The 25698-nt window shown below is 39.6% G+C and carries 28 protein-coding genes; 18 read left to right on the forward strand and 10 right to left on the reverse strand.

The features are described 5' to 3' along the window. The coding region (locus FPQ13_RS13545) for a hypothetical protein (RefSeq protein WP_186279664.1) at positions 1 to 185 on the forward strand (185 nt) is incomplete at its 5' end. Here the strand turns inward: FPQ13_RS13545 and FPQ13_RS13550 are convergent. The 3 genes from FPQ13_RS13550 to pepF all read right to left on the reverse strand — a co-directional run bounded on the left by FPQ13_RS13550 (position 182) and on the right by pepF (position 2954). After that, complete coding sequence (locus FPQ13_RS13550; RefSeq protein ID WP_186279665.1) at positions 182 to 355, reverse strand: hypothetical protein; 174 nt, start codon at positions 353 to 355, stop codon at positions 182 to 184. The genes FPQ13_RS13545 and FPQ13_RS13550 overlap by 4 nt on opposite strands. After that, positions 352 to 1029: a Dph6-related ATP pyrophosphatase gene (locus FPQ13_RS11285; RefSeq protein ID WP_144089435.1), complete on the reverse strand. Its 678-nt coding sequence runs from the start codon at positions 1027 to 1029 to the stop codon at positions 352 to 354. The genes FPQ13_RS13550 and FPQ13_RS11285 overlap by 4 nt, the downstream gene beginning before the upstream one ends. A gap of 125 nt (positions 1030 to 1154) precedes the next feature. Beyond that, positions 1155 to 2954, reverse strand: a complete 1800-nt coding sequence (gene pepF / locus FPQ13_RS11290; RefSeq protein ID WP_144089436.1) for an oligoendopeptidase F — start codon at positions 2952 to 2954, stop codon at positions 1155 to 1157. Positions 2955 to 3273: 319 nt separating this feature from the next. Here pepF and gatC point away from each other — a divergent pair, with 319 nt between their 5' ends. The 4 genes from gatC (at position 3274) to FPQ13_RS11310 (ending at position 7458) form a co-directional block, all read left to right on the forward strand. Beyond that, complete coding sequence (gene gatC / locus FPQ13_RS11295; RefSeq protein ID WP_144089437.1) at positions 3274 to 3567, forward strand: Asp-tRNA(Asn)/Glu-tRNA(Gln) amidotransferase subunit GatC; 294 nt, start codon at positions 3274 to 3276, stop codon at positions 3565 to 3567. Positions 3568 to 3579: 12 nt separating this feature from the next. Further along, complete coding sequence (gene gatA, locus FPQ13_RS11300; RefSeq protein ID WP_144089438.1) at positions 3580 to 5055, forward strand: Asp-tRNA(Asn)/Glu-tRNA(Gln) amidotransferase subunit GatA; 1476 nt, start codon at positions 3580 to 3582, stop codon at positions 5053 to 5055. Continuing rightward, positions 5055 to 6485 (forward strand): Asp-tRNA(Asn)/Glu-tRNA(Gln) amidotransferase subunit GatB, encoded by a 1431-nt coding sequence (gene gatB, locus FPQ13_RS11305; protein ID WP_144089439.1) that lies wholly within the window; start codon positions 5055 to 5057, stop codon positions 6483 to 6485. The genes gatA and gatB overlap by 1 nt, the downstream gene beginning before the upstream one ends. A gap of 67 nt (positions 6486 to 6552) precedes the next feature. Then, entirely contained in the window at positions 6553 to 7458 is a 906-nt protein-coding gene (locus FPQ13_RS11310; RefSeq protein WP_144089440.1) for a diacylglycerol kinase, read from the forward strand. 72 nt (positions 7459 to 7530) lie between these two features. Here the strand turns inward: FPQ13_RS11310 and FPQ13_RS11315 are convergent, their stop codons facing one another. Then, entirely contained in the window at positions 7531 to 7728 is a 198-nt protein-coding gene (locus tag FPQ13_RS11315; RefSeq protein ID WP_144089441.1) for a hypothetical protein, read from the reverse strand. Positions 7729 to 7985: 257 nt separating this feature from the next. Between FPQ13_RS11315 and rlmD (FPQ13_RS11320) the strand changes: the two genes are divergently transcribed. Beyond that, the gene (rlmD, locus tag FPQ13_RS11320) at positions 7986 to 9356 is read left to right on the forward strand and encodes a 23S rRNA (uracil(1939)-C(5))-methyltransferase RlmD (protein WP_144089442.1); all 1371 of its coding nucleotides are present in this window, start codon (positions 7986 to 7988) and stop codon (positions 9354 to 9356) included. A 162-nt stretch (positions 9357 to 9518) separates the two neighbouring features. Here rlmD (FPQ13_RS11320) and FPQ13_RS11325 read toward each other — a convergent pair whose 3' ends face one another. Together FPQ13_RS11325 and FPQ13_RS11330 are read right to left on the reverse strand one after the other, a co-directional pair. Further along, positions 9519 to 9806, reverse strand: coding sequence for a phospholipase (locus FPQ13_RS11325; RefSeq protein WP_144089443.1), 288 nt, complete (start codon positions 9804 to 9806; stop codon positions 9519 to 9521). 257 nt (positions 9807 to 10063) lie between these two features. After that, a complete protein-coding gene (locus FPQ13_RS11330) occupies positions 10064 to 10168 on the reverse strand; it encodes a YjcZ family sporulation protein (RefSeq protein WP_144089444.1) in 105 nt (34 codons plus the stop codon). Positions 10169 to 10426: 258 nt separating this feature from the next. Between FPQ13_RS11330 and rlmD (FPQ13_RS11335) the strand changes: the two genes are divergently transcribed. From rlmD (FPQ13_RS11335) to FPQ13_RS11360, 7 genes are all read left to right on the forward strand, one after another. Continuing rightward, entirely contained in the window at positions 10427 to 11890 is a 1464-nt protein-coding gene (gene rlmD, locus FPQ13_RS11335) for a 23S rRNA (uracil(1939)-C(5))-methyltransferase RlmD (protein ID WP_144089445.1), read from the forward strand. 301 nt (positions 11891 to 12191) lie between these two features. After that, positions 12192 to 13124 (forward strand): metal ABC transporter solute-binding protein, Zn/Mn family, encoded by a 933-nt coding sequence (locus FPQ13_RS11340; RefSeq protein ID WP_144089446.1) that lies wholly within the window; start codon positions 12192 to 12194, stop codon positions 13122 to 13124. 18 nt (positions 13125 to 13142) lie between these two features. After that, entirely contained in the window at positions 13143 to 13904 is a 762-nt protein-coding gene (locus FPQ13_RS11345) for a metal ABC transporter ATP-binding protein (protein WP_144089447.1), read from the forward strand. Further along, positions 13882 to 14796, forward strand: a complete 915-nt coding sequence (locus tag FPQ13_RS11350; protein WP_144089448.1) for a metal ABC transporter permease — start codon at positions 13882 to 13884, stop codon at positions 14794 to 14796. The genes FPQ13_RS11345 and FPQ13_RS11350 overlap by 23 nt, the downstream gene beginning before the upstream one ends. After that, positions 14797 to 15693, forward strand: coding sequence for a metal ABC transporter permease (locus FPQ13_RS11355; RefSeq protein WP_144089449.1), 897 nt, complete (start codon positions 14797 to 14799; stop codon positions 15691 to 15693). A gap of 213 nt (positions 15694 to 15906) precedes the next feature. Continuing rightward, a complete protein-coding gene (locus tag FPQ13_RS13555) occupies positions 15907 to 16062 on the forward strand; it encodes a hypothetical protein (protein ID WP_186279666.1) in 156 nt (51 codons plus the stop codon). Positions 16063 to 16248: 186 nt separating this feature from the next. Then, positions 16249 to 16602 (forward strand): DUF2200 domain-containing protein, encoded by a 354-nt coding sequence (locus FPQ13_RS11360; RefSeq protein ID WP_144089450.1) that lies wholly within the window; start codon positions 16249 to 16251, stop codon positions 16600 to 16602. Positions 16603 to 16665: 63 nt separating this feature from the next. On the opposite strand, the gene cyoE is transcribed toward FPQ13_RS11360, so the two are convergent. Beyond that, a complete protein-coding gene (gene cyoE / locus FPQ13_RS11365) occupies positions 16666 to 17574 on the reverse strand; it encodes a heme o synthase (RefSeq protein WP_144089451.1) in 909 nt (302 codons plus the stop codon). A gap of 285 nt (positions 17575 to 17859) precedes the next feature. On the opposite strand from cyoE, the gene FPQ13_RS11370 reads away from it, so the two are divergent. Then, positions 17860 to 18900 (forward strand): alpha-hydroxy-acid oxidizing protein, encoded by a 1041-nt coding sequence (locus FPQ13_RS11370; RefSeq protein WP_281281211.1) that lies wholly within the window; start codon positions 17860 to 17862, stop codon positions 18898 to 18900. Positions 18901 to 18976: 76 nt separating this feature from the next. Further along, positions 18977 to 19429 (forward strand): OsmC family protein, encoded by a 453-nt coding sequence (locus tag FPQ13_RS11375; protein ID WP_144089453.1) that lies wholly within the window; start codon positions 18977 to 18979, stop codon positions 19427 to 19429. Positions 19430 to 19809: 380 nt separating this feature from the next. On the opposite strand, the gene FPQ13_RS11380 is transcribed toward FPQ13_RS11375, so the two are convergent. From FPQ13_RS11380 to FPQ13_RS11390, 3 genes are all read right to left on the reverse strand, one after another. After that, positions 19810 to 20328, reverse strand: a complete 519-nt coding sequence (locus FPQ13_RS11380; RefSeq protein WP_144089454.1) for a CueP family metal-binding protein — start codon at positions 20326 to 20328, stop codon at positions 19810 to 19812. 99 nt (positions 20329 to 20427) lie between these two features. Beyond that, positions 20428 to 20847 carry a universal stress protein gene (locus FPQ13_RS11385; RefSeq protein WP_144089455.1) on the reverse strand — a complete coding sequence of 140 codons (420 nt, stop codon included), beginning with the start codon at positions 20845 to 20847 and terminating at the stop codon, positions 20428 to 20430. A 2-nt stretch (positions 20848 to 20849) separates the two neighbouring features. After that, positions 20850 to 22313 (reverse strand): SulP family inorganic anion transporter, encoded by a 1464-nt coding sequence (locus tag FPQ13_RS11390; protein WP_144089456.1) that lies wholly within the window; start codon positions 22311 to 22313, stop codon positions 20850 to 20852. Between the two features lie 211 nt (positions 22314 to 22524). Between FPQ13_RS11390 and FPQ13_RS11395 the strand changes: the two genes are divergently transcribed. The 3 genes from FPQ13_RS11395 (at position 22525) to codA (ending at position 25357) form a co-directional block, all read left to right on the forward strand. Then, complete coding sequence (locus FPQ13_RS11395) at positions 22525 to 23070, forward strand: recombinase family protein (RefSeq protein ID WP_144089457.1); 546 nt, start codon at positions 22525 to 22527, stop codon at positions 23068 to 23070. Between the two features lie 126 nt (positions 23071 to 23196). Continuing rightward, positions 23197 to 23979: an alpha/beta fold hydrolase gene (locus FPQ13_RS11400; RefSeq protein ID WP_144089458.1), complete on the forward strand. Its 783-nt coding sequence runs from the start codon at positions 23197 to 23199 to the stop codon at positions 23977 to 23979. A gap of 127 nt (positions 23980 to 24106) precedes the next feature. Then, positions 24107 to 25357, forward strand: a complete 1251-nt coding sequence (gene codA, locus FPQ13_RS11405) for a cytosine deaminase (RefSeq protein ID WP_144089459.1) — start codon at positions 24107 to 24109, stop codon at positions 25355 to 25357. Positions 25358 to 25698: the final 341 nt, after the last annotated feature.

Genomic DNA, 25698 nt, shown 5'->3' on the forward strand with positions numbered 1-25698 from the left:
CGCCTCTAACTGCTGAAGATCGTGTTTTAACTGCTGAACCAACGCCTCTAACTGCTGAAGATCGTGTTCTAACTGCTGAACCAGCACATCCAACTGCTGAAGAACGTGTTCTAACTGCTGGTAAGCACATCCGTAAGTTAAAAGTTGTACAGACATCAATCAATCCTACAACTAACCGAATCTAGTCTCTCCGATTTTTCATTTCTTTAATTACATTAAGGCCTGCACCGATCGTGACACCTATGGCAATTCCAGTTACTAGGTTATCTGTAACGAGCCAAACGGCAATAGCAATCAGTACGCCAATAACCATGTCGGGAATCAAACTTGATTTTTCTGTATGCTTATCTGTCATGTTGTTTCGCTCCTAACTAAATCGATATATGTATAATAAGGACCTTCATGCGTGTGTTCACTAATTTCATAAGGAAGTGGTCGCTCAAATAACGGGCCGTCAACGACAAAGGTATGGAACTCACCATTTTCGCCGCATACATCAACGTTCTCTGGCAGGGATTCTAATAAGTCTGCCGTTATTTTTCCTCCTAAAAAAGACAACGGAACGATTTTAGGATCTATTGTCGTAATGATTGTTTCATAGCCAAGATCCATGAATGCGTGGATTAAATCATCTGTCGATTCGCCCCATAATGGGAAAATCGCTTCCAATCCAGATTCTTGGACTTGTTTTTCCCGATAGTCACGAACATCTTTCAATAAAATATCACCGAAAACAATGTGAGAAATCCCTTCATCACGAGCGGTATAATAGGCATCGAAAATTCGTAGGTTGTAATTTTCGTTGGATGGATCTTTCGGTAAAAAAACTTTATGCATCGGTAATCCTAAAAGTTCGGCTTGTAAATCGACGAGTTCTTCCCGGATGCCATGGGTGGTTGAACGCTCAAATCCTTCAGTGACTGTCGTCAGCAAACCGACGACTTCAATATCTGATCGGTTCATCATTCGATGTAAAGCGAGCATTGAATCTTTTCCACCGCTATGAGAAACCCACACTTTTTTAACCATATGTAAAACCCTCCAGTTAATTATAGTTTATCGGATTTCAAGCTTTTCTTCTAGAAAGTCGTATTTATGTAATCGAAACAAAAGAAAACAGAGCCACATTTCGGAGCAGCTCTGTTCCAAATTGTTTATTCATAACTTTTTTCAAGTTCATCAACGAGTGAACCGACATACGCGACAGCTTTTCTTACAGCATCTGGTGTCGACATATCGACTCCTGCATATTTCATTAATTCAAGCGGTGTTTTCGTGCCACCCATTTTTAAAACGTCCAACCAACGGTCGATCGCCGGTTGGCCTTCTTCTTTGAACAACTGATGTACAGCGGTTGAAGCAGTGAGACCAGCGGAATACGTATACGGATAAAGCCCCATATAATAGTGTGGCTGACGCATCCAAGTTAGCTTTGCACCTTCATCAATCTCGACGGTATCTCCCCAAAAGTTTTTCAACGCTTTACCTTTTTGTTCAGATAAAGTGTGGGCGGTTAACGGAATGCCTTGCTCGGCCAAAGAATAAACCCGACGTTGATATTCTCCCTCGAGTAGATGCGTTACAAAGTTATGGTAATACGTACCAAGTAGTTGCAAAATAATCCAACGACGCATCCGTGGGTCGTCCGTATTTTCCAATAGGTGATCGGCTAGAAGCAACTCGTTTAATGTCGAAGGTGCTTCAATGAAATAAGTAGAAGGGCGCGTATTAAAGATTCGCTGGTTTTGATTTGCGAAATAAAAATGCCCTGCGTGTCCTAGTTCGTGTGCCAAAATAAATCCGCCACGCATGTTGCCAGTAAACGTCAGTAAGATGTAGGGGTGGGAGCCATATGGACTCGCACAAAATGCACCTGTTGATTTTCCGACGTTATCGGCATAATCAACCCAACGTTCGGTCATCGCTTTTTTCATCGCATCCGTATATTCAGGGCCCATCACTTGTAACGCATTGAGAATAGTATCACATACTTCTTCATAAGAAGATTCAGGATTAAAGTCTGGATCCAATGGAGCTTTTAAGTCGACAAAAGACATCTTCTCCAAACCGAGTACACGCTTTTTCAATTTGGCATAACGTTGCATATGTGGCGCCAATTCTTTCTGAATGACATTCAGCTGATTATGATACATTTCTTCGGTTACTTTTTGAGGCTGCAACAACATTTGTGTGACGTTTTCATAGCCGCGAACTTTTGCTAATGTCACTTGCTTCGTCACTTCTGTGGAATACGTAGCAGCAAATGTATTTTGATAGTTTTTTAATGTTTCAACGAACGATTCGTAGGCTTTATGACGAATCGCCGTCTGAGGTGAAAGTTCATATTCATCTTCAAACAAAGCAAATGAATTCGCATATGTCTCACCATCGTGTTCAAAATCTTTGAAATCCATGTCCGAAGATTTGCTCCGCTGATAAATCATATAAGGTGCATCAGTTACTTGTCCGAGTGAAGCTAATACTTTTTCCGTTTCAGCAGACAAAGTATATGGTTTTTCTTCCAATAAATCTTGTAAAACCAATTGATAGTCAGTTAATTGATCATTTTCATTAAGATACTTTTCAATGGTACCTTCAGGTAATGCCAAGATCTCTGAATTCACAAAAGAGAGAGCAGCACCAACTGCGGCAAGTGTACTTGAAACTTTGGCAGAATTCGCTTGGTTTTCTGCATTTGTTCCATCTTCTGAACTTCGTAGGTTGGCATATGTAGCCACGAGTGTCGCTTTTTCGATCAACGTCGTTTGAGCTTCGAGGCAATCAAACAAAACATCGGCACCTTCGTGCAGTCGCCCTTCATATTGCGTGACCGTCGGCAACTCATCCTCCAATTCCATTCTCGCTTCTTCCCAATCAGCAGGAGTCGAGAATAAATCCTCTAAGTTCCATGTTTGTTCAACAGGAACTTCTGAACGCTTCTTACGTTGTGCCATGTAATTCCTCCTCTAAACTATTTCGTGATACTAAGTATTATAAAGGAAATAAATAAATTTGTCAGTCTAATCTTATTATTTTGTATAGAAAGATATTTCAAGAGGAAGTCGAGGGCCCATCCACAAATCTTGCTAGCTAAAACAAGAGAGCCTTACAATCCCCTGAGTCACCATCTTGGACCCAATTTATTTAAGGGTTCTTAACGTATAGTAATCGTTGCCATGCGAACGGTTATTTTGCTATGATAGAGAGTATTGTAAGGTTATTTTTGATTCATAATGTTACATATAGATGGATGTAAATATTGGAGGTGCCAGAATGTCTAAAAAGATTTCAACTGAAGATGTGAAGCATGTCGCTAATTTGGCAAGACTTGCGATTACAGATGAAGAAGCGGAAAAATATAGTGAGCAATTAAGCTCGATCATTAACTTCTCCGAGCAATTGAGTGAGGTAGATACAAGTAAAGTCAAACCGATGACGCATGTACTAGATATGAAAAACGTATTCCGTGAAGATGAACCGAAAGATTGGATCACGAAAGAAGAAGCATTAAAAAATGCACCAGACCAAGCAGATGGGCAATTCCGTGTGCCATCGATTTTGGAATAAGGAGGGTACCAGGTGTCTTTATTAGATTTAACAATAAAAGAGCTACAAGAAAAGTTGAGCAACAAAGAAATTACGGTTACTGAATTAACCCAAGCATGCTTTGACCGGATTGAAGAAACCGATGGCCAAGTAAATGCATTTTTGACATTAAATAAAGAAGCGGCATTGGAACAAGCGAAGCAATTGGACGAAGAAGGAATCGATGCCGATCAATTCCTATTGTTTGGTATGCCGATTGGAATCAAAGATAATATTATGACGAAAGATCTAAAAACGACGTGTGCGAGTGAATTCCTCAGCAATTTCGAGGACCCATTATATGATGCAACCGTTATTACGAAGCTTAAAAATGCGAATGCGATCAATATCGGTAAATTGAATATGGATGAATTCGCAATGGGTTCTTCAACTGAGAATTCGGCTTATAAAAAAACGACAAACCCTTGGAATAAAGACTATGTGCCAGGAGGATCCAGTGGTGGTTCAGCAGCAGCTGTGGCAGCCGGACAAGTACCATTTGCATTAGGTTCGGATACAGGCGGTTCTGTTCGCCAACCAGCATCCTACTGTGGTGTAGTCGGTATGAAACCTACTTATGGACGAGTTTCTCGTTTTGGATTGGTAGCATTCGCGTCATCACTCGATCAAGTCGGTCCACTGACAAGAACTGTTGAAGATAACGCTCGAATTCTTGAAGTCATTTCAGGTGTAGACGAGATGGACCCGACGAGTGCAAACATAGACGTTCCAAATTTCCGAGAAGCATTGACGGGTGATATTAAAGGCTTGAAGGTCGCAGTGCCAAAAGAATATCTCCAAGAAGGCGTCGATGAAGAAGTTGCCAATAAAATTAATCAAGCGATTGATACATTAAAAGAGCTCGGTGCTGAAGTGGATGAAGTTTCTTTACCTCACTCGAAATACGCAATTGCAACGTACTACATGCTTGCTTCCTCTGAAGCTTCTGCCAATCTCGCTCGTTTTGATGGAATTCGTTACGGAAAACGCGCTGAGAATGCAGACAACTTAATTGAGTTATACAAGCAATCAAGAAGTGAAGGCTTCGGCGACGAGGTGAAGCGACGTATTATGCTAGGAACGTTCGCATTAAGTTCAGGCTATTATGATGCTTATTATAAAAAAGCACAGCAAGTTCGTTGTTTGATTACAGAGGACTTTGAAAAAGTTTTTGAAAGCTATGATGTCATCGTTGGACCGACTTCACCGACAACAGCGTTTAAAATCGGTGAACAAATCGACGACCCACTAACGATGTATGCAAATGATATTTTGACCATTCCAGTCAACTTAGCCGGTGTACCAGCGATTTCCATTCCTTGTGGCTTCCATTCGGATAATAACATGCCAATTGGTTTGCAAATCATTGGAAAGCACTTTGACGAAAGCAATGTCTATCGTGTTGCACATGCGTACGAGCAACAAACAGAGCATCATAAACAGAAGCCAGCCATTGGGGGTGTCAACTAATGAACTTTGAAACAGTCATAGGACTCGAAGTACACGTCGAACTGAAGACGGAATCGAAAATTTTCAGCCCGAGCCCAAACGCTTTTGGCGACGAACCGAACTCCAACGTCAATCCAATTGACCTAGGCTACCCAGGCGTATTGCCGGTGTTGAATAAAGAAGCCGTCAATTTTGCGATGCGAGCTGCGATGGCGCTAAACTGTGACATTGCAACAGAAACAAAATTTGACCGAAAAAACTATTTCTATCCAGACAACCCGAAAGCTTATCAAATCTCTCAATTTGATCAACCGATTGGTGAAAATGGTTGGATTGAAATAGAAGTCGACGGCAAGAAGAAAAAAATCGGGATAACTCGTTTGCATATGGAAGAAGATGCTGGGAAATTAACACACGGTGATGACGGTTATTCTTATGTGGATTACAACCGTCAAGGAACACCACTCATTGAAATTGTTTCTGAGCCAGATATCCGCACACCTGATGAAGCTTATGCTTACTTAGAAAAACTGCGCAATATTATCCAGTTCACCGGTGTTTCAGACGTGAAAATGCAGGAAGGCTCCCTTCGTTGTGATGCGAACCTTTCCTTGCGCCCGGTCGGACAAGAAGAATTCGGGATGAAAACAGAACTGAAAAACTTGAACTCCTTTAACTTTGTTCGCCAAGGACTTGAATTCGAACAAAAACGTCAGGAAAAAGTACTTCGCATGGGAGGAGAAATCCTTCAAGAAACACGTCGTTATGATGAGAAAACAAAAGAGACAGTTCTCATGCGGATCAAGGAAGGATCGGACGATTATCGTTACTTCCCTGAGCCAGACTTAGTGCCACTTTATATTAGTGATGAGTGGAAGGAACAAGTACGCCAGTCCATTCCTGAACTTCCGGAAGCGCGGATGAAACGTTATGTCGAAGAGCTAGGCCTTGATCAATATGACGCAGAAGTTTTAACGTCAACGAAAGAAATGTCCGATTTCTTTGAGGCAACCGTCAAGCACGGTGCTGATGCGAAACAAGCAACCAACTGGTTGATGGGAGATATTTCTGCGCATATGAACAAGCAACAACTGGAATTAAGTGATTTGAAAGTTACTCCAGAGAGCTTGGCAAAAATGACGAAATTAATCGACGAAGGAACGCTATCTAGTAAACTTGCGAAAAAAGTCATTACAGAACTGATGAAGCAAGGCGGCGACCCAGAGAAGATCGTCAAAGAAAAAGGACTCGTTCAAATCTCTGATGAAAATCAGTTGCGTGAAATCATTACAGAAATCTTAAATGAAAACGAACAATCAATCGTTGACTATAAAAACGGTAAAGACCGTGCCCTTGGTTTCCTAGTCGGTCAAGTGATGAAGAAAACAAAAGGTCAAGCGAATCCACCAATGGTCAACAAAATTTTAAAAGAAGAAATAGACAAACGATAAAAAGAATATAATCCAACAACAACGATGTGCAACGACGAAAGAGTACAAGCTGAACGAAGGTGAGACGATGAAACGTGCTCGAGTAATTTATAATCCGACATCAGGTAAAGAAGGCATGCGAAAGTATTTACCTGATGTCTTGGAACTGTTGGAAAAGGCAGGCTATGAAACATCAGCGCATGCCACAACAGGTGAAGGTGATGCTACATTAGCTGCACAAACCGCTTGTGAACGACAGTATGATCTCGTCGTGGCAGCTGGAGGAGATGGTACGCTGAATGAAGTGATTCATGGTTATGCGGACCAACCTTATCGGCCTAAACTCGGCATATTGCCTATGGGGACAACAAATGATTTTGCCAGAGCGTTAAAGCTACCTCGAGATCCAAGAAAAGCGACTGAGCTGATTTTGAAAGGTTACTCAAAAAAGCTTGATATCGGGAAAGTGAACGACAAACATTTCATGAACATCGCCGGTGGTGGGAGACTGACAGAATTAACGTATGAAACTTCCAGCAAGCAAAAAGCGTTGTTAGGCCAGCTTGCGTATTACTTAAAGGGAGTCGAGATGTTACCTTCTATACGCCCGGCGTATGTCAAAATTGAATATGACGGAAATGTATGTGAAGAGGAAATCATGCTTTTTCTAGTTGCGAATACGAATTCAATTGGTGGTTTTGAAAAACTCGCCCCCAATGCTGTGATGAACGATGGATATTTCGATCTGCTGATTTTGAAGAGAACAAACTTAGCTGAGTTTCTGTTATTGGCAAACAAAGCGTTGAGGGGACAACATATTGATGACGATAAAGTCATATACACTCATGCAAAAGAAATTGTTGTCGAGCCGCGAGATGAATTGCTGTTGAATATTGATGGTGAATACGGAGGAAAGCTTCCGGGTACGTTCACGAATCTTCACAAGCATATAGAATTTTTCGTACCAGAGGAACATTTTGGAGAAAGCGAATAGTGATTAATAAATAAAAAGTAGTTCAAGGAGGGAATTTGATTAACTTTTATCCCTTCCTTGAACTACTTAATTTTACTTAGGCGTGGCTTCATCTTCCTGTTTATCTTCCAATTCCAAGACATACCACTTTTTGTTTGCTTGCGTATGCGTATTCAACTTTTTTGCGAAGTTTTCTGCAGCAGAGAAATCATCAAAGGTCTTATTCGACGTACTACTTGAATCTTTAAGGTACTCTGTTTTTCCATTATCATTTCTAGCAATTATGTACATGAAATCTCCTCCTTGGTCATTTACAAATATTTTTTGAAAAGGTATACGCAACTATTATGTCTTTAACAATTCTGAATTGTTTATATACATTATACATTATACATTAGTTAGCAAGTTATTGGAATTACATAATGGTTAAGTAATTATTTCATTTTAAGAAAAAATGTTACAAAGCAACTGAATTTTCCTTAGGTTTGGGAAAAAAGAGGTACTTCCTATATAATGAAACCACCAACACATAAAGGACGGAATGAAATATGGCAAAAGCACCTGTAGAAAAAAATCAATATATCGATGTTACATTCGAAGATCTAACACACGAAGGAGACGGCGTTGCGAAAGTAGATGGCTATCCTTTGTTTATTCCATACGGATTACCTGGTGAAAAAGCGAAGGTTAAAGTCGTGAAAACACGGAAAAATTTCGGTTTCGGCAAATTGATTGAACTATATGAGGAAAGTGAGCATCGGACGACACCGCCATGTGATATCTTCTTTCAATGTGGTGGATGTCAGCTACAACATATGACATACGAACGCCAGCTTGAAATGAAACAAAAACAAGTAAAAGACGTGATGCGAAAAATTGCCCATTTGCCTGATGTCCCTGTCCACCCAACAATCGGCATGGAAAACCCATGGGATTACCGCAACAAAGTATCGATTCCAGTCGGTAAACGAGATGGAAAAGTGATCACAGGATTTTACCAAAAACGATCCCATAACATCATCGACATGGACTCTTGTCCGGTACAACACCCACAAAACGATAAGTTAATCCAAGAAATGGCGAATCTGTTTGAAGAACTCCATATCGAACCATATGACGAAAACACCCACCGAGGAGTTATTCGCCATGTCATTGTACGAACAGGACAACATACAAACGAAATGATGGTCATACTCGTGACCAACACGAAAGAACTTCCTAAAAAGGATGCGCTGATTGAGAAAATCCTAGCGATCGACCCGGACGTGAAAAGTATCATTCATAATGTGAACACGAAGAAAACGAATGTCATCATGGGTCCAGAGTCGAACACGATTTGGGGTAGCGATACGATTACCGATCGAATTGACGACTTGGAATTCCAAATCGGTGCACATTCCTTCTATCAAATTAACCCACTACAAACAGAAAAGCTGTACGCGAAAACGTTAGAGTATGCGCAGTTAAGCGGTAACGAAACGGTCATCGATGCATATTGCGGTATAGGAACGATATCTTTATTCCTCGCTCAGCACGCTAAAAAAGTTTATGGCGTCGAGATTGTCCGCCAAGCGATTGATAATGCGAAGGATAATGCGAAACACAACCGATTGACCAACACTGAATTTTACGTCGGACAAGCCGAAAAAGTCATGCCTTGGTGGCACGCCCAAGGATTAAGACCCGATGTGATTGTTGTCGATCCACCAAGAAAAGGGTGCGACGAAGAACTACTGGATGCGATGGTCGGCATGGAACCTGATCGAATCGTCTACGTTTCCTGCAACCCATCAACATTGGCTCGTGATTTGAAAATATTGGATGAAGCAGGTTATGAAACGAAACAGATCCAGCCGGTCGATATGTTTCCGCAAAGTAGTCATATCGAGAGTGTGACGGAGATAGTGAAAAAGGTTTAGATGATTAATAAGTTCATATTCAGCTTATCGTTATTTCCCTCGGACTGATCGTTCGAGGTTTTTTTCCAGGCTCTTGTAAAAAATATCCCTCCACAAATCGAAGAGATATTGACTCAAAAGTATCTAAAACTTGGAATTCTCATTGCCTTGTATCTACTCATTTTAATAAAACCCACAGGTAAAGAAAGTCTGCATCTTCATATAGTTATACATTAACCTCGCACGGCGTCCTTCTTCTGTGTGCGGATTCATTAAATGACTTAACCGATCAAGAAACTCACGGTCGCAACCGCAAGATGGTCCATATTGGTCGTAACATAAATCATGGGCTTTGCAGACAGCGTCTACCGCATTGATTGGAGGACCTGGTCCATGGCATCCTGGACCGCACCAATTGTATCCAGGAAATATACAAAAACGAGGAGAAAAGCCTCTCCTATTTCGATTCATGATGACATTCCATCTCCTCTCAACATCATCTTGTGTGTCAGATAAAGACTGATATTACACCTATATATGGCAATATATGTAGGGGAGAGTCGTTGTGTATGTTTAGATACCTATAAAAATCATCATTTTATGAAAAACGAATAAGAGAAGACCTTTTACAATCAGGCCTCCTCATCAATATCTTTAAATAAGTGTCCACCATACCCGTAGCTTCAGCATGGTGTTCTTTTAAGATTGGGAGAGGTAAGTAAAATTAATTAGTATCCATACCCTCCACAGCTAAATACACTTGCGCCAACAATAATCAACAAGATGAACAAAACTACAATTAAAGTAAATCCTCCACCGTAGCTACAAGACATTTGTATCAACTCCTTCAAGAATTAAAGAACCTCTTGTAAAGGCCCTTTATATACAGTATGAATTCTTTCATCGTTGCGTTTGGACTTTACATGTAAAAATATTAATCAGTAATCGTGTAGTAAAATACAGCAGTTTTACCTGAAAACGGCTGCATCATGTTAATTACATGGGGAAATGTTATAATGTTTTGTACTTATCGATTCAGTAAAAATATCAATTTATATTATATAAAGCACAAAGTTAGGTCGTGAATAAACATGAAACAAAAAAACAATAGAAATAAAGTGAAGAAAAATAAACGCAGTTCAACTAAAAAGCCAACCAATCAAAAACCACATCAAAAAACGAATAACTCAAAACCTCAGCATAAAAACCAACCGAAATCGAAGAAAAAAACGATTGCAGAAGTCACTTGCACTGGCTTAACACATGAAGGTAAGGGGATTTTTGAGTGGGAAGGCAAGTCTCTTTCTGTAGAAAACTTCTTGCCAGGTGAAAAAGCAGAGGTACTCATTTCACAAAAGGGCCGATTTCCAAAAACAGACCTTAAGCGAATCATTACACCATCGAAAGACCGCGCGGGTTCACCAGCTTCCTACTATGCACAGAGTGCAGGCTGTCAAATTCATCATATGACGGACGAGGCTCAAGCACGCTTCAAACAGAATGTTGTGAACGATTTAATGAAGCCATTCGGTAAGCTGAAACCCATTTTGACGATGGAGCATCCTTATGATTACCGTAATAAAAATACAATGACATTCGGTTTGAATAGAAAGAAGGAAGTCATCACGGGTTTATATGCACCGAATTCTCATCGCATCGTACCGATGGAGCGTTCCATTATTCATGATCCGAAAGCCGATGAAATTATCCAAACAATTAAAGGAATGATGAAATCCTTTAAAATGCAGCCATATGACGAAGATTCAGACCGAGGATTTTTGCGCCATGTGCTTGTAAGAGTCGGTAAAAATAGCGGTGAAATCATGGTTGTCATTGTTGCAGCTTCACCGATCTTTAAAGGTCAAAAGAATTTTGTGAAAGCTTTAAGAGAAAAACACCCAGAGATTTCGACGATTTTATTGAACGTAAATACCAGATCGGACAGCATGATCCTCGGTGATCAGGAAAAAGTACTCTTCGGCAAAGGCACAATTAAAGACACGCTTTGTGGTTTGCAGTTCGAAATTTCAGCTTCATCTTTCTATCAAATCAATCCAGTTCAAACGGAGAAACTATATGCAAAAGCAATTGAAATGGCCAAGCTGACTGGAAAGGAAACAGTCATCGATGCTTATTGTGGCATAGGGACAATTGGTTTAGTTGCAAGCGAAAAAGCAGGCAAAGTCATCGGTGTGGAACTGAATAAAGGCGCAGTTCGTGACGCGATTCAAAACTCGAAACGTAACGGTGTGAAGAACGCCAGATTTTATCAAGGTGATGCAGGCAAATTTATGGTTCAAATGGCAGCGCGCGGCGAACAAGCAGATGTCGTTATATTGGATCCACCGAGAAGCGGAAGCGACGAAGCATTTCTGTCGAGTGTTGTTAAGTTACAACCAGAGCGCGTTGTATATGTTTCTTGTAACCCAGAAACACAAGCACGGGATATGAAGTATTTAGTGCAAAATGGTTATCAAGTGGAGGAAATCCAACCCGTAGATATGTTTCCACAGACGAATCATGTTGAGAGTGTGGCCTTGTTGAAGAAAATTTAATGCAAACTCACAAAAAAATGAATGAAATTAAAAAAACTTTTTAGATTAAATTACGTTATATCCATAAGACATATAGTAATCAAGAAATCCTCGAGCTTAGCGCTCGGGGATTTTTTCTGTATGAACGAAAATGTACAGGCAAAATATCTTTCATACTGCATAACATATCTAGACAAATTAGTTTCCTGAGGGAAATAAATATTCCTTAAACCAAAAAATGCTTTGTGAATGAAAAAAATATGTGTATAATGTTATTAACAAAAGTTTCTTTAGGGAAACAAAATTCAAAGGAGAGTGAAAGATGAAGATTAAAAAATGGGGAAGTATTTTCTTTTTAAGCTTATTCTTACTGTTGGCTGCGTGTGGTGATAATGATGGAACGTCGGCTGATACGAGTAACGCAGAAACGATTCATGTCGTCACAACGATTGCACAAATTGGCGAACCTTTATCCATTATTGGTGGAGATAAATTAACAGTTGAGAGTTTAATGGGACCATCCGTAGATCCACATTTATATAACCCGACACAGAGTGATATATCCAAAGTCGCTGAAGCGGACATTATTTTTTATAACGGCTTAGATTTAGAGGCAAACATGGTAGAAGTATTTAAATCGATTAGTGATGAAAAGCCTGTTCTTGCTGTTGGTGAAACGTTACCAGATGAATCGATTTTAATAGATGAAGCAGGAGCTATTGATCCACATATTTGGTTTGACATTAACTTATGGCAGCAAGCTTTAGATGCTGCAGTAGAAGAGTTAAAAGAATATTCACCAGAAAATGCAGAACTCTTTGAGAAGAATAAACAGGCATACTTTGAAAAGTTAGATGCATTAAAACAAGATGCGGAAAAATTAACGGAGATACCAGAGAAACAGCGGGTTCTTGTAACTGCTCATGATGCTTTTGGTTATTTCGGCCATATGAACGGTTTGGAAGTCATAGGTCTACAAGGACTTAGTACAGAGGATGAAGTCGGGATCTCTGACATTAACGATACAATTGCGATTATTAAAGAATACGAGATTCCAGCTATATTTGTAGAGAGTAGTATCAATCAGGATGCCATTCAAGCCGTCATTGAAGGCGCGCAAAGTGATGGTATAAATGTTGAACTAGGCGGGGAGCTATTCTCTGATGCTATGGGAGAACCTGGCACGGAGGAAGGCACATACGTTGGCATGTATAAACATAATATTGAGGTTATTTATGAAGCGTTGAATAAATAAAAAAGGGAGTGATTTATTATGGGAAATTCAATAATTAAAGTTGAAGACTTATCGGCATCCTATCGTAAAAATACAGTGTTAGAAGATATTAGCTTTGAGGTAGAGCCAGGGTCACTCACAGCGATTGTTGGACCGAACGGTGCTGGTAAGTCGACTTTAATGAAAACGATGTTAGATTTGCATCCATTATTGACAGGGAACGTAACCTATTTTGGCCTTCCTTTTCAGAAGGCAAAGAAAAGAATTGGTTATGTTCCACAAAGAGGATCAGTGGACTGGGATTTTCCAACTGATGCTTTGGACGTTGTGACAATGGGTCTATACGGGAAAATTGGATGGCTTAAGCGGCCATCCAAGAAGCACCGCGAGTTGGCATTTGAAGCACTGAAAAAAATGGGGATGGAAGACTATGCCAATAGGCAAATCAGTCAACTATCAGGCGGACAGCAACAACGTGTGTTTTTAGCACGTGCACTTGTTCAACAAGCCGATTTGTACTTTATGGATGAACCACTTGCAGGGGTTGATGCTGCAACAGAACGCGCGATCATGGCAACGCTTAAAGAACTAAATGAAATTGGGAAAACAGTATTGGTTGTTCACCATGATTTGCAAACGGTGATGGATTATTTTGATCATGTACTATTTTTGAATCGGACTATCATATCGCATGGTAAAACAAATGAAATTTTCACGAAAGAAAACATTGCCCAAACCTATGGTGGCAATATGCGATTGATCGGGGGCGAATTTCAACATGTTGTCTCTACTTCTGAATAGTAATTTAGGTTGGGTTCTTCTAAGTACCACAACGCTTGGTCTTGCAGCAGGAACGATTGGGTGCATGGCTTACTGGAAAAGACAAAATTTAATGAGCGATGCTCTATCGCATGCTGCCTTGCCAGGTGTTGTTCTTGCATTTCTTTTGATTGGCGAAAAAAATTTACTATTTCTTATTATTGGAGCTGCATGCAGTGCCTTAGTTGGTGCATTTCTCATTCAATGGATCACTAGTTCCAGTAGAATATCGGAAGACTCAGCAATGGGCATGGTTCTTGCGGTATTTTATGGATTTGGAATTATGCTTTTGACAATTGCGAATCGGTCTGCTGGAGGGAACCAAAGTGGTCTCGATAGCTTCATTTATGGGCAGGCTGCTTCCATGGTTCGGTCCGATGTACTAACGATGATGGCCTTAGCGTTACTCGTCATTTTTGTCATTGCCATCGGCTTTAAGGAATGGAAAATATTTTTGTTTGACCAAAATTTCGCGAAAGGGATTGGGCTTTCCCTTAGAGGCATGAATACGATTTATACTGCTGTACTTGTGACAACGATTGTAATCGGCATCCAAGCAGTCGGCGTAATCTTAATGGCTGCGATGCTTATTATTCCGGCAGTGAGTGCCCGTTATTGGAGTCATTCGTTTAAATCGATGCTGATCCTGTCATCGGCTTTTGGAGGCATCTCAGGGGCTTTAGGAACATTGACAAGTTCATGGGGGAGTGGTTGGCCAACTGGACCATTTATTGTGGTTGTGGCTGCAGGATTTTTCGTTATTTCGCTTGTGTTCGGGAAAGAAAAGGGACTGCTCATTCAATATATCCAGTTAAAAATTCAACAGAGACAGCAACAAGCCAAGGCCGTGTTGAAATCAGAAGGGGTGAAATAAATGACCTATACAGCATGGATTATCGTGACAGCAGCGCTTGTGGGGCTATCCTGTGGACTGGTCGGCGTATTCTTGATTCTTCGAAAAACGGCCATGATGGCTGATGCAATAAGCCATACAGTTTTACTTGGTATTGTCATTGCTTTTTTAGTCACTAGAGAAGTTAGTGGATCAGCTATGTTGGTTGGAGGAATACTTGCTGGTCTTGTAACAGCCTTTTTGGTCCAATGGCTTCATTCGTTGCGTGTGCAGCATGATGCGTCTATGGGAATTGTCTTCACCACTCTCTTTGCCATTGGCGTCATTTTGATTTCCACGTCTGTCGGTAACGCACACTTAGATGTACAGCATGCTTTAATGGGAGAAATCACTTTCATTCCTTTTCATACGATCACACTACCGGTTATTGGCCAGATCCCCCAAGCGACAGCCTTATTGATGATAGTGTTTCTCGTTGTATTATTTTTCATTATTGCCTTTTATAAGGAGTGGAAAATAACATCCTTTGACCCTACACTTGCCGCAAGTCTCGGTATACCAGTCATGGTTATGCACTATTTATTCATGAGCTTGGTTTCCGTTACGACAGTAGCCTCTTTTGATTCGGTAGGAGCCATCATGGTCGTTGCAATGTTAATCACACCAGCAGCTTCAGCGTATCTTTGGACTGATAAACTAGCGGTTATGCTCGTATTAAGTGGCTTTTTTGGAGTCATTTCAGCAGTAGCAGGTTTCTATGTGGCAGCTTGGATTGATACATCCATTTCGGGTTCCATGGCTTTTGCTACTGGAATTGTATTTCTAGTTAGCTTTATCGGTTCACCAAAACACGGGTTGCTTTCGAAGTATATTCGACCTGGTGTGCACGGTCGAATCGTGTGGAGAGTGAAGCGTTAATACGGTTATAATAGTTTGTTGGCAATGGGTTAAGGAATTTTTGACTAAAACTTCAAATGTACTTTTATGTACCCTCGGACGAATGTTTCGGGGGATTTTTATTTCTGAGTTTTACATATATAAGAACTTGTGTGTTATTTGCGATGCTGTTTTTAAGGATAATTGACTTACATTGCTCTCGCTATCCTAAGTAAATTAATGAGTATCACTATAGTGAATAAAAAGCTAAAAGAAAATGATGATTTTATCTTTTTACTTTTAGAAGATGAAGAGAGAAAGCTAAAGAGAAAGCCGAAGAAGCTAAAAGAAAATAAGAACGAGAAGAACAAGAAGATGACTACGACGATGAAGTCGAGTAATAGAGGATAAGAGGAATAAAAATTTCCTCTGAGAGAAAAGAATAACACACTACTAAGGGATGCTAATTGCAATTGATGTAGCATCCCTTTATTCATTGATTTTGTAATTGCTTTATTTAGTGTTAAATTAAAATTATAAGAAATAGATAGGAAGAGAAGTTACTAGCTACATTACAAGTTAAAAATGGAGGAAAAAATGGCTAAACATAAGATTTATACAATGAGTTTCGCAAGTGTCTATCCGCATTATGTCACGAAGGCAGAGAAAAAGAATCGTACGAAAGAAGAAGTTGATGAAATTATTTGTTGGTTAACCGGGTATTCTCAAACAGAGCTTGATCAACAAATAGAAAACGAAGTAGATTTCGAAACTTTTTTTGCAGAAGCTCCCCAATTAAATTCATCAAGAAAGTTAATTAAAGGCGTAATCTGCGGTGTACGAGTAGAAGATATTGAAGAGGAGACAATGCAGGAGATTCGCTACCTAGACAAACTCATTGACGAGTTGGCTAAAGGAAAAGCTATGGAAAAAATACTCCGAACAGAATAGATGACTAAATTTCAAATAAAAATGACCTCGAATTGATAACGAGGTCATTTTTTGATGAAACAGTTAAATGGTTAGGATAACCATTAAAAGGAATAGCAAAATTAGATAAATCAATGAAAAGCGTAAACTGGTTTGTGCCCATTGCTTTTGATCTTTTGCTTGGAACCCTTTCACCGCATGAATCACCCAAATAATTGTCAAAAGAATGGCGACTACGAAAAAGATCCAACCTAATGGTTCAATCAATAAGAATGGGAGAGGGAGCAAGGCAATGATATAAATCAAGTGGTGCATCATTGCGACTTGTACACCTCGAACAACCGGTAACATCGGTACACCCGCCCGAGTGTAATCTTCTAATCGTCTTATTGTGATGGCTAACGTGTGTGGAACTTGCCAAATGAGTAAAATCACGAACAATGTAATCGGAACGATGTGATTCGCAGGTGCGATGGCAGCCCAGCCGATCAATGGTGTGAATGCTCCGGATACACTTCCGATTAGTGTATTCCATGCATATTTTCGTTTTGACCAAAATGTGTAAAGTACAACATAGACAAACCAGCCTAAAAAGGAATAGAGCAAGGCTTCATTTGTTGTGAAAAACATGATAGCCAGTCCAACAATCGTTGTAACGATACCAGCTAACAAAACAGATCGTAAAGAGAAGTTCCCTGAGACGGTTGGCCGTTCCTGTGTACGGTCCATATTTTGGTCGAGATCTACCTCAAACCAGTTATTCAGCATCAACGCTCCTGATATAACGAGGGTACTACCAATCAACGTCAAGAAGAATAATCCGATATGATCGCTGAATTGCTCTCCTTGGAAATAAAGCGCTAACCAGAAAGCCGTGAACACTGGAAAAACGTTCGCAATTAACACTTTTCCTTTTAATAAATTTTTTATATCGATGAGCAGACTGACCAATGAAGATGAGTCACTGCTTCTTTGAATGGTTACGTTTTTCATACAAATCTCCCAATCATTTACACATATCTTTCCTAGATTTTATTATATCATAAAAACATTTACCTCTATGTGAAAATAGCTTGAACATTGCTTAGAACAAAGGGTTCGTAATGTATACTAGGCGATATTATAAAATGAATGATAAACTAGTAACAAAGAAGGATATTACGTTGATAAGGGTGAGGAGTCATTTCTACATACAAAAGCAACGATTATATCGTTCAATCGGTTGAAGAGAGTCCACTGCCGATTGGCTATGAGGAAATCGAAAAAGCAGCCAAAGACATACTATCTCCAAAAGCGTTTAGTTATATTTCATCCGGTGCTGGTGCAGAGGAAACTGCGCGCAAAAACAAGAACGCATTTCAAAGGTATTCTATCATTCCAAAATTACTGAATGATGTTTCCGAATTAGATACGAGAATTTCACTATTTGGAAACACGTATCCAACGCCTTTCATTTTAGCGCCTGTCGGGGTGTTGAAGCTAGCGGATGACCAAGGGGATCTTGCAGTGACGCGTGCGGCTTCAAAGTATGATATCCCCTTTATTCAAAGTACGGTCTCTAGCTTTTCCATTGAAGAAGTGGGTCAATCGGGTGATGGACCGAAATGGTTTCAATTGTATTGGACGTCGCTTGAAGATGTTTCTTATAGTTTTGTGAAACGAGCGGAAGAAGCGGGTTCTGAAGCAATAGTCGTGACGATCGATACCGTGACGTTAGGATTTCGGGAAAAAGATCTGTCTTATGGGTATTCACCGTTGGCGGATGGTTATGGTCAAGGGAATTTCGAATCTGACGATGTTTTCTTATCTACGCTTGCTGAAGTGAATGACAGCACAATCGTTGATGGAATCATTAAACAGATTAACTACCCAGCTTTGAATTGGTCGCATATTAAAAAGTTGAAAAGAATGACCAGCTTGCCAATTCTATTAAAAGGTGTGTTACATCCAGAAGATGCGCTTCAGGCAATACATTGCGGCGTGGATGGATTGATTGTTTCCAATCATGGCGGGCGACAGTTAGATGGCGTGATTTCGAGTATCGATGCCTTGCCTGAAATTGCGAAAGTCGTAAATGGAAAAATTCCTGTGTTATTTGATAGCGGTATTCGTAGAGGGAGTGATGCGTTGAAAGTGTTAGTGCTCGGTGCAGATGCTGTTTTGATTGGTAGGCCTTATGTATATAGCTTAGCTATCGATGGTGAGAAAGGTGTAAGTCAGTTTTTAGCTAATTTTCTTCAAGACTTCAGTAGTTCCATGGTGTTAGCTGGAGTGAAAAATATAAAACAACTAAAGCAAATGAAAATCGTATGCGGTTAAGTTTATTTGCGGTAAGATTTGTATTCTCATTGTAGTAATCTATTAAGCAATTAAGATAAACAAAGGAGTTTTTAAAATGACAAAACCACAGTTAGCAACATTAAGTGTAAATGGTAAATTGGAAGAAGGATTAAAAAATATGATTCATGTAAGAGATTTGGCACCATTTTTCGTAGATGAACCAGAACGTTTAGGTGGAACAAATGCGGGTCCAAATCCGTTGGAGTATTTCCTAGGTGCTTATTCAGCATGTACTTCCATTATGGCTTCATACGCTGCAAAAGACTTGAACTTTACTTACACGGGACTGGATTTTAATACGAATGGCAGCTTGGATCCAAGAGGTTTTAAAGGAGTAGAGGGCATACAAACGTATTTTCAAACGGTTACGATTCAAGTAGAAGTGGAAACGGAAGAATCCGAAGAAGCTTTGGCGTTGTTGAAAGAAACCGTAGAAAAAAGATGTCCATTACACAATTTGTTGGTGGATGCAGGTGTTGAAGTTCATAGTCAATGGACGAAAAAATAAGAAAATATAATAGAACAATAGTTCGCATTCTGTTATACTGTTAGCAACAACAGATCGACGAACGATATGAGGGGTGGCGTTACAGAATGACCTTCTTTGGATTTTTCCGAGGAAGGGAGGTGACGCCTATAGACATTGCAAGTGCATTAACGCTTATGATTTCCTTCGGGATGTTAATCGCGTTTATAATGTCCGACCACAAAAATAACCCCTCATATGCTTTGACCGGCAAAGGGGTTATTTTGTAACCTATAGCGCCGTCTCCTCTTGATGGAGTTCGACTGTTGTACCGTAGACGTGGGAACGCGTCTACGGTTTTATTTTATGACTAGCTATTTTACTATACCCGATAGTTCGGTAAATGAAAACATCATGAAAATTTACTGCAATTGCATGGTAGTAATACATGTACCGTCATCTTCAAAAGTAGAGATTTCAGATTCAACCGTTTTTCCATCATGCTTGGCTAAAACTTGATACGTTTGATCTCTTGGAAGCCATAAATCAACGAACCCGTTCTTTCCAGAATTACGCTTTTCATCAAATACGACATTGCCGTCAACATCCGTAATGGTAATCTCAAATTCTTCATTTGCCAGTTCACCTTGGCAGCCTGTCAGACTGTGGTTACCACATGGATGTGTTTGATTGATGAATGGAGCAATCGAGACGAAGAACTCATCTTCCGGTAATTCATATCGTTTTTCTTCGTTGTTTTCTTGAATGATCAATTCGGTGGATGTAATAGAAGCTTGTTCATCACCGAAATTACCAGCACTATACTCATTGACCATCTCTTTTACATCCGCTTGGTCAGCAGTAGAAGTGTCATCGGATGTATTACATGAAGCTAATAAAAACAATGACAATAACGTTATATAGAGAACTTTCAATCGCATGAAGTTCACTCCTTACACAATTTTGTTAGCTTCATTATAGACTGAATTCAATATTTTCTATACGAAAAACGATGAAATGACAAAAAGATTTCATGATCTCTACTTAACGACTAACACAGGGCAATTCGCTCGTTTAACGACTTTGTGGCTGACGCTACCTAAGACCATTTCTTGAAGTGTATTCAATCCTCGGCTTCCGATCACTAACAAATCAAACTGCTGATCATTGGCGTGGGAAACAATTGTTGGGCCAGGTTCGCCATGTAGAATGTTTACTTCATAGTTTACATTCTTTTCTTGAATGATTTTCTCGATGTTCAATAACTTTTTTCGTCTGGATACTTCAAGTTCTTCTTTGCCTTGGGAATGTAGCACTTCGTTTTTGGCTTTAGAGAAATCCGCGACGAGTACAACTTCAATCAAGCTATCCTCAATTAAAGAAGCGATTGTTACTGCTTGTTCGGTTGCACGCTCGGAGTGCTTCGAACCATCTACCGCTAATAAAATTCGTCGATACATCTTTACCCCTCCTGAACTACTTCCGTATTCATGCGCTGAACAGCTAGCTGATTAACAATCTTTTGGCTTGATTTGTTTAAGCCTGTAATTGTCACTTCGTTGTCGTTTTCACTTAACTTTAACACAACTTTATCAATTGCTCCGACAGCTGAGTCGTCCCATACGTGAGCTTGTGAAAAATCAATCGTAATTTTTCCTTCACGGTCTGTTAAATCGATTGCGTCGACAAAATTATCGACAGAGGCGAAAAACAGTTGCCCTGTAACGTGATAAACCGTTGAGTGTTCGAGTATTTGTTTTTGAACTTGAATCTTTGAGATTTTGATGACGAAAAATACTGCACTTAGCAATACACCGGCTATGACTCCTTTAGATAAATCATGTGTCGCTACAACAATTCCCATCGTCACGACCATAACGGCTGCATCTGCTTTTGGTGCATTTACCAAATATTTAAAGGATGTCCAATCAAATGTTCCAATGGATACCATAATCATTATTCCAACTAAAACAGGCATCGGTATTTGAACAACCAAATTACCTAAAACGAGAATCAAAAACATTAAGAAAGTACCAGCGACTAAAGTTGATAAGCGGCCACGACCACCTGATTTTACGTTTATGACCGACTGACCAATCATCGCACAGCCAGCCATTCCGCCGAAGAATCCTGTTGCGATGTTCGCGATTCCCTGACCACGTGCTTCTTTGTTTTTGTTACTGTCCGTATCCGTCATATCATCAACGATTGAAGCGGTTAATAATGATTCTAGTAAACCAACAATCGCTAATGCGAGTGAATAAGGAAAGATGATCATGAGTGTTTCAAATGTAAATGGAACGTTCGGAATGAAGAAGGATGGTAATGATTGTTGAATCGCTCCTAAATCACCGACAGTTCGCAAGTCAAAATTAGCATATAGTGCAACGGCTGTTAAGAGTACAATTGCAATTAACGGAGCCGGAATCGTTTTGATAAATCGTGGCAATAAGTACACAATCAACAACGTAATCGCAACAAATACATACGTTAAGTTATTAATTCCGATAAAATGTGGCACTTGAGCCATGAAAATCAAAATTGCTAATGAGTTTACAAAGCCGATCATGACAGCTCTAGGAACAAACTGCATTACTTTCGCTACTTTAAAAATACCAAATAAAATTTGGATGACACCTGTTAAAATGGTTGCGGCGAGTAAGTAATCTAGGCCATACTCTTTCACCAAAGGAACCATGAGCAGTGCCATCGCACCTGTTGCAGCGGAAATCATCCCTGGACGACCGCCTGTAAATGCAATGATTACCGCGATACAAAACGATGCATATAATCCGACCATTGGATCTACACCTGCTATAATAGAAAAAGCAATGGCTTCTGGAATTAAAGCCAATGCTACGACGATACCAGCGAGAATATCTCCTCGGACGTTTGAAAACCAAGATGTTTTTATTTTCTCTATCAATTTTCTCTACTCCTACATTATAATTTGTGGCTTTTTCCGTTCGATAAAAAGCAATAGAGATAGTTTAACACTTTTCGTGTCAAAAAGGAACGTTTTTGGGAATGTTTTTTAAATGAAAATGAACTTTTTGTGTAGTTCGTCAGATGAATGTTTATAAGGCCTAATGCTGTGTTAGTATAAAAGAAATAGCTTTGGGAAGGTAAAATATTAAATGATTATTGGTTATTTGCGTGAAGCAAACATAAATATAGATTATAAAAAACAACTGGCGCTATTGCAACAGGAAAACTGTACAGAAATTGTTGTTGAAAATGAACAATCAAGCGAGCAAGGTCAACAGTTGGATCAATTAGTTCATAAGCTAAAAAAGGGAGACAAATTACTCGTAACGAAACTCGCCACATTAGCAGACTCTATTCGTTCCCTAGCTGAATTACTTGAAAAAATACACGAAAAAGGTGCATTTATTCAAACGATTGATGAAAACATAGATACGAGCCAAACGACGAAATACGAATTGCTCGATTTAGTGAGTGGGTTGGCTGATTTTCAACGAGAAAAAATTAGTGAGAGAACGAGAAAGGGCCTTCATGAAGCGAAAAGCAGGGGAGCGAGTACTGGTCGCCCTCGAAAACCGGACGCCAATGTGAAACGGGCACTAAGTTTATATGAGAGTAAGAAGTTTAGTTTACAAGAAATCAAAGAACAAACAGGGATCAGCAAATCTACTCTATATCGCTATCTTGAGCGTAACTAATCGCAAAATAAGGGAAAATATAATTCGCGATAGCTTGACGATTGATTTGAACATAAGCTTTCAGAGATAAGTATAAAGTTTTACAGCATGAAAAGGATAAACCAAAACGATCGGGGATAGAATATCTTGTTATACCATAAAGTTTACGAACATAACAGTTCAACTGAATGGGTGATATTTGTACACGGAGCAGGTGGAAGCTCTGCAACGTTTTATCGCCAAATCAAAGATTTTAAAAAACATTTCAATATTGTTATGCTCGACTTAAGAGGACACGGACGTTCAAAGGATCTTAATCAAAAAAGACCACTAAAGCACTATTCTTTTGATAAAGTAAGTGAAGATGTTATTGAAGTAATGGACCATTTAAAGATAAAAGAGGCTCATTTCGTAGGTGTGTCCCTTGGGACGATCATCAATCGAATTCTCGCCGAAAAGCATCCTGAACGAGTAAAGAGCCTTGTGATGGGAGGCGCCATCACGAAGATGAATATCCGTTCAAATACGTTGATCAAAATCGGTAATCTACTAAAGAACGTTATACCTTTCACATGGATTTATAAAATGCTGGCACTGATTATTATGCCTAGTAAGTACCATAAAGAGTCCAGAAACTTATTTATCCGTGAGGCAAAGAAAATATATCAAAAAGAATTTTTGAGATGGTTCAAGCTAACAAAGGACATCAATCCGCTTCTACGGAAGTTTAAAGGAAAACCGATGAAGAAACCTGCCTTATATATCATGGGCGATGAAGATTACTTGTTTTTGGAAACATTGAAAAGAGATATAGCTGATCAAGATACAAGCCAACTGATTGTTTTAGATAATTGTGGTCACGTATGCAATATCGACCAAGCAAATGAATTCAATAAACATTCGATTTCATTTTTAAAATCTTGTAGTTGAGGGCAATCGTCTTTTTACGATGACATAGACTGCTTACTCTGAAAATGCGGTCTCATTTTGATGGCTTTAATCGAACGCCATCGCATGATGCTAAGTTTAGAAGATAGATGAACTAGGAGATGGTTGTATGTTATTAACAAATGCTAAACTATATGGTCAGGAAGGTCTTTGGGATCTTGAAATTCAAGACGGTAGGTTCAAAAAGATTTCAACTTCAGAAGGGCAAGAACAAGATGACAACGCGATTGATCTTAAAGGAAAAATTGTGTTGCCTCCTTATGTAGAGCCGCATATTCATCTAGATTATGCGTTGACAGCTGGTACGCCTCGCTGGAATCAGACAGGTTCTGTATTTGAAGGAATTGAAATTTGGGCTGAACGAAAGCAGTTAGTCGATGAATCGATTGAAGATATTAAACAACGTGCAAAAAATGCGTTGAAAATGCAAATTAAACATGGAATTCAACATGTACGAACGCATGTGGATGTCGGTGACCCAGAGTTAAAAGGTATGAAAGCTTTATTGGAAGTTAAAGAAGAAATTAAGCCGTGGGTCGACCTTCAACTCGTTGCTATGCCACAAGAAGGACTTTATACGAAACCGGATGCGGAAAGACTTCTTATCGAAGCAATAGAAATGGGAGCTGACGTCATCGGTGGAATACCACATTACGAGTTAACAAGAGAAGACGGCGTTCGCTCTGTTCATCGTATATTAGAATTAGCTGAGAAATACGACAAACTCGTCGATGTTCATTGTGATGAAATTGACGATGATCAATCGAGATACTTGGAAGTTTTGGCAGGAGAAGCATTGAAACGAGGCATCGGTCATCGTGTAACGGCAAGTCATACGACAGCAATGGCTTCTTATAGTAATGCCTACACGTACAAGCTTTTCCAAACATTAAAAAAAGCAGGCATTCATTTCGTTGCCCTGCCGAAAGCGAATCTACATTTGCAAGGACGATTCGATGATAATCCAGTTCGAAGAGGACTAACAAGAGTAAAAGAAATGCTCCACGAAGGAATCAATGTTAGTTTTGGATTGGATTCAATCATGGACCCGTGGTATCCACTCGGAGATGGGAATCTAATGCATGTCACTGAAATTGGCTTGCACGCTTGTCATATGACTGATTATGATCACATTGTTTCGGCTCTAAACCTTGTAACAACAAACGGAGCAAAAACATTGGGAATCGAAGAGCTTTACGGAATCGAGCAAGGAAACAAGGCGAACTTAATTGTCATTGACTCAGAATCTGAATATGAAGCAATCCGGACGCAAGCTCCAGTACTTTACTCCATCCGTGAAGGCGAAATCATCGTCGAAACAAAACCTGCAGAAACAAAAATGAATATCGAAATGGATTAATTTAAATCCGAACGAATATGTCGTTCGGATTTTTTATAGCTGTGAGATAACAAACTGACTTCCGTTTGCTTAACAAGAGTCCTAATCAAAGATAGTGCACCAAAATTATACTCTACCTGTGAATAGGAGGGCTCTAATCAAAGATAGCGTGCTGAAATAATGCTCTATCTTTGAATAGGAGGGCTCTAATCAAAGATAGCGTGCTGAAATAATGCTCTATCTTTGAATAGGAGGGTTCCAATCAAAGATAGCATGCTGAAATAATGGAATGTCAACAGTAAATTGGACAAAAAAATTAAGGTCTTAGATTAGTCATGTTACTTTATCTTGTTCGCCGCCTT

This window comes from Allobacillus salarius, assembly GCF_007559425.1.
GTDB lineage: Bacteria > Bacillota > Bacilli > Bacillales > Alkalibacillaceae > Allobacillus > Allobacillus salarius.

Coding starts and splice junctions, on each gene's coding strand:
- FPQ13_RS13550 (WP_186279665.1), bottom strand. CDS start 355: ATGACAGATAAGCATACAGAAAAATCAAGTTTGATTCCCGACATGGTT.
- FPQ13_RS11285 (WP_144089435.1), bottom strand. CDS start 1,029: ATGGTTAAAAAAGTGTGGGTTTCTCATAGCGGTGGAAAAGATTCAATG.
- pepF (WP_144089436.1), bottom strand. CDS start 2,954: ATGGCACAACGTAAGAAGCGTTCAGAAGTTCCTGTTGAACAAACATGG.
- gatC (WP_144089437.1), top strand. CDS start 3,274: ATGTCTAAAAAGATTTCAACTGAAGATGTGAAGCATGTCGCTAATTTG.
- gatB (WP_144089439.1), top strand. CDS start 5,055: ATGAACTTTGAAACAGTCATAGGACTCGAAGTACACGTCGAACTGAAG.
- FPQ13_RS11310 (WP_144089440.1), top strand. CDS start 6,553: ATGAAACGTGCTCGAGTAATTTATAATCCGACATCAGGTAAAGAAGGC.
- FPQ13_RS11315 (WP_144089441.1), bottom strand. CDS start 7,728: ATGTACATAATTGCTAGAAATGATAATGGAAAAACAGAGTACCTTAAA.
- rlmD (WP_144089442.1), top strand. CDS start 7,986: ATGGCAAAAGCACCTGTAGAAAAAAATCAATATATCGATGTTACATTC.
- FPQ13_RS11325 (WP_144089443.1), bottom strand. CDS start 9,806: ATGAATCGAAATAGGAGAGGCTTTTCTCCTCGTTTTTGTATATTTCCT.
- FPQ13_RS11330 (WP_144089444.1), bottom strand. CDS start 10,168: ATGTCTTGTAGCTACGGTGGAGGATTTACTTTAATTGTAGTTTTGTTC.
- rlmD (WP_144089445.1), top strand. CDS start 10,427: ATGAAACAAAAAAACAATAGAAATAAAGTGAAGAAAAATAAACGCAGT.
- FPQ13_RS11340 (WP_144089446.1), top strand. CDS start 12,192: ATGAAGATTAAAAAATGGGGAAGTATTTTCTTTTTAAGCTTATTCTTA.
- FPQ13_RS11345 (WP_144089447.1), top strand. CDS start 13,143: ATGGGAAATTCAATAATTAAAGTTGAAGACTTATCGGCATCCTATCGT.
- FPQ13_RS11350 (WP_144089448.1), top strand. CDS start 13,882: ATGTTGTCTCTACTTCTGAATAGTAATTTAGGTTGGGTTCTTCTAAGT.
- FPQ13_RS11355 (WP_144089449.1), top strand. CDS start 14,797: ATGACCTATACAGCATGGATTATCGTGACAGCAGCGCTTGTGGGGCTA.
- FPQ13_RS11360 (WP_144089450.1), top strand. CDS start 16,249: ATGGCTAAACATAAGATTTATACAATGAGTTTCGCAAGTGTCTATCCG.
- cyoE (WP_144089451.1), bottom strand. CDS start 17,574: ATGAAAAACGTAACCATTCAAAGAAGCAGTGACTCATCTTCATTGGTC.
- FPQ13_RS11375 (WP_144089453.1), top strand. CDS start 18,977: ATGACAAAACCACAGTTAGCAACATTAAGTGTAAATGGTAAATTGGAA.
- FPQ13_RS11380 (WP_144089454.1), bottom strand. CDS start 20,328: ATGCGATTGAAAGTTCTCTATATAACGTTATTGTCATTGTTTTTATTA.
- FPQ13_RS11385 (WP_144089455.1), bottom strand. CDS start 20,847: ATGTATCGACGAATTTTATTAGCGGTAGATGGTTCGAAGCACTCCGAG.
- FPQ13_RS11395 (WP_144089457.1), top strand. CDS start 22,525: ATGATTATTGGTTATTTGCGTGAAGCAAACATAAATATAGATTATAAA.
- codA (WP_144089459.1), top strand. CDS start 24,107: ATGTTATTAACAAATGCTAAACTATATGGTCAGGAAGGTCTTTGGGAT.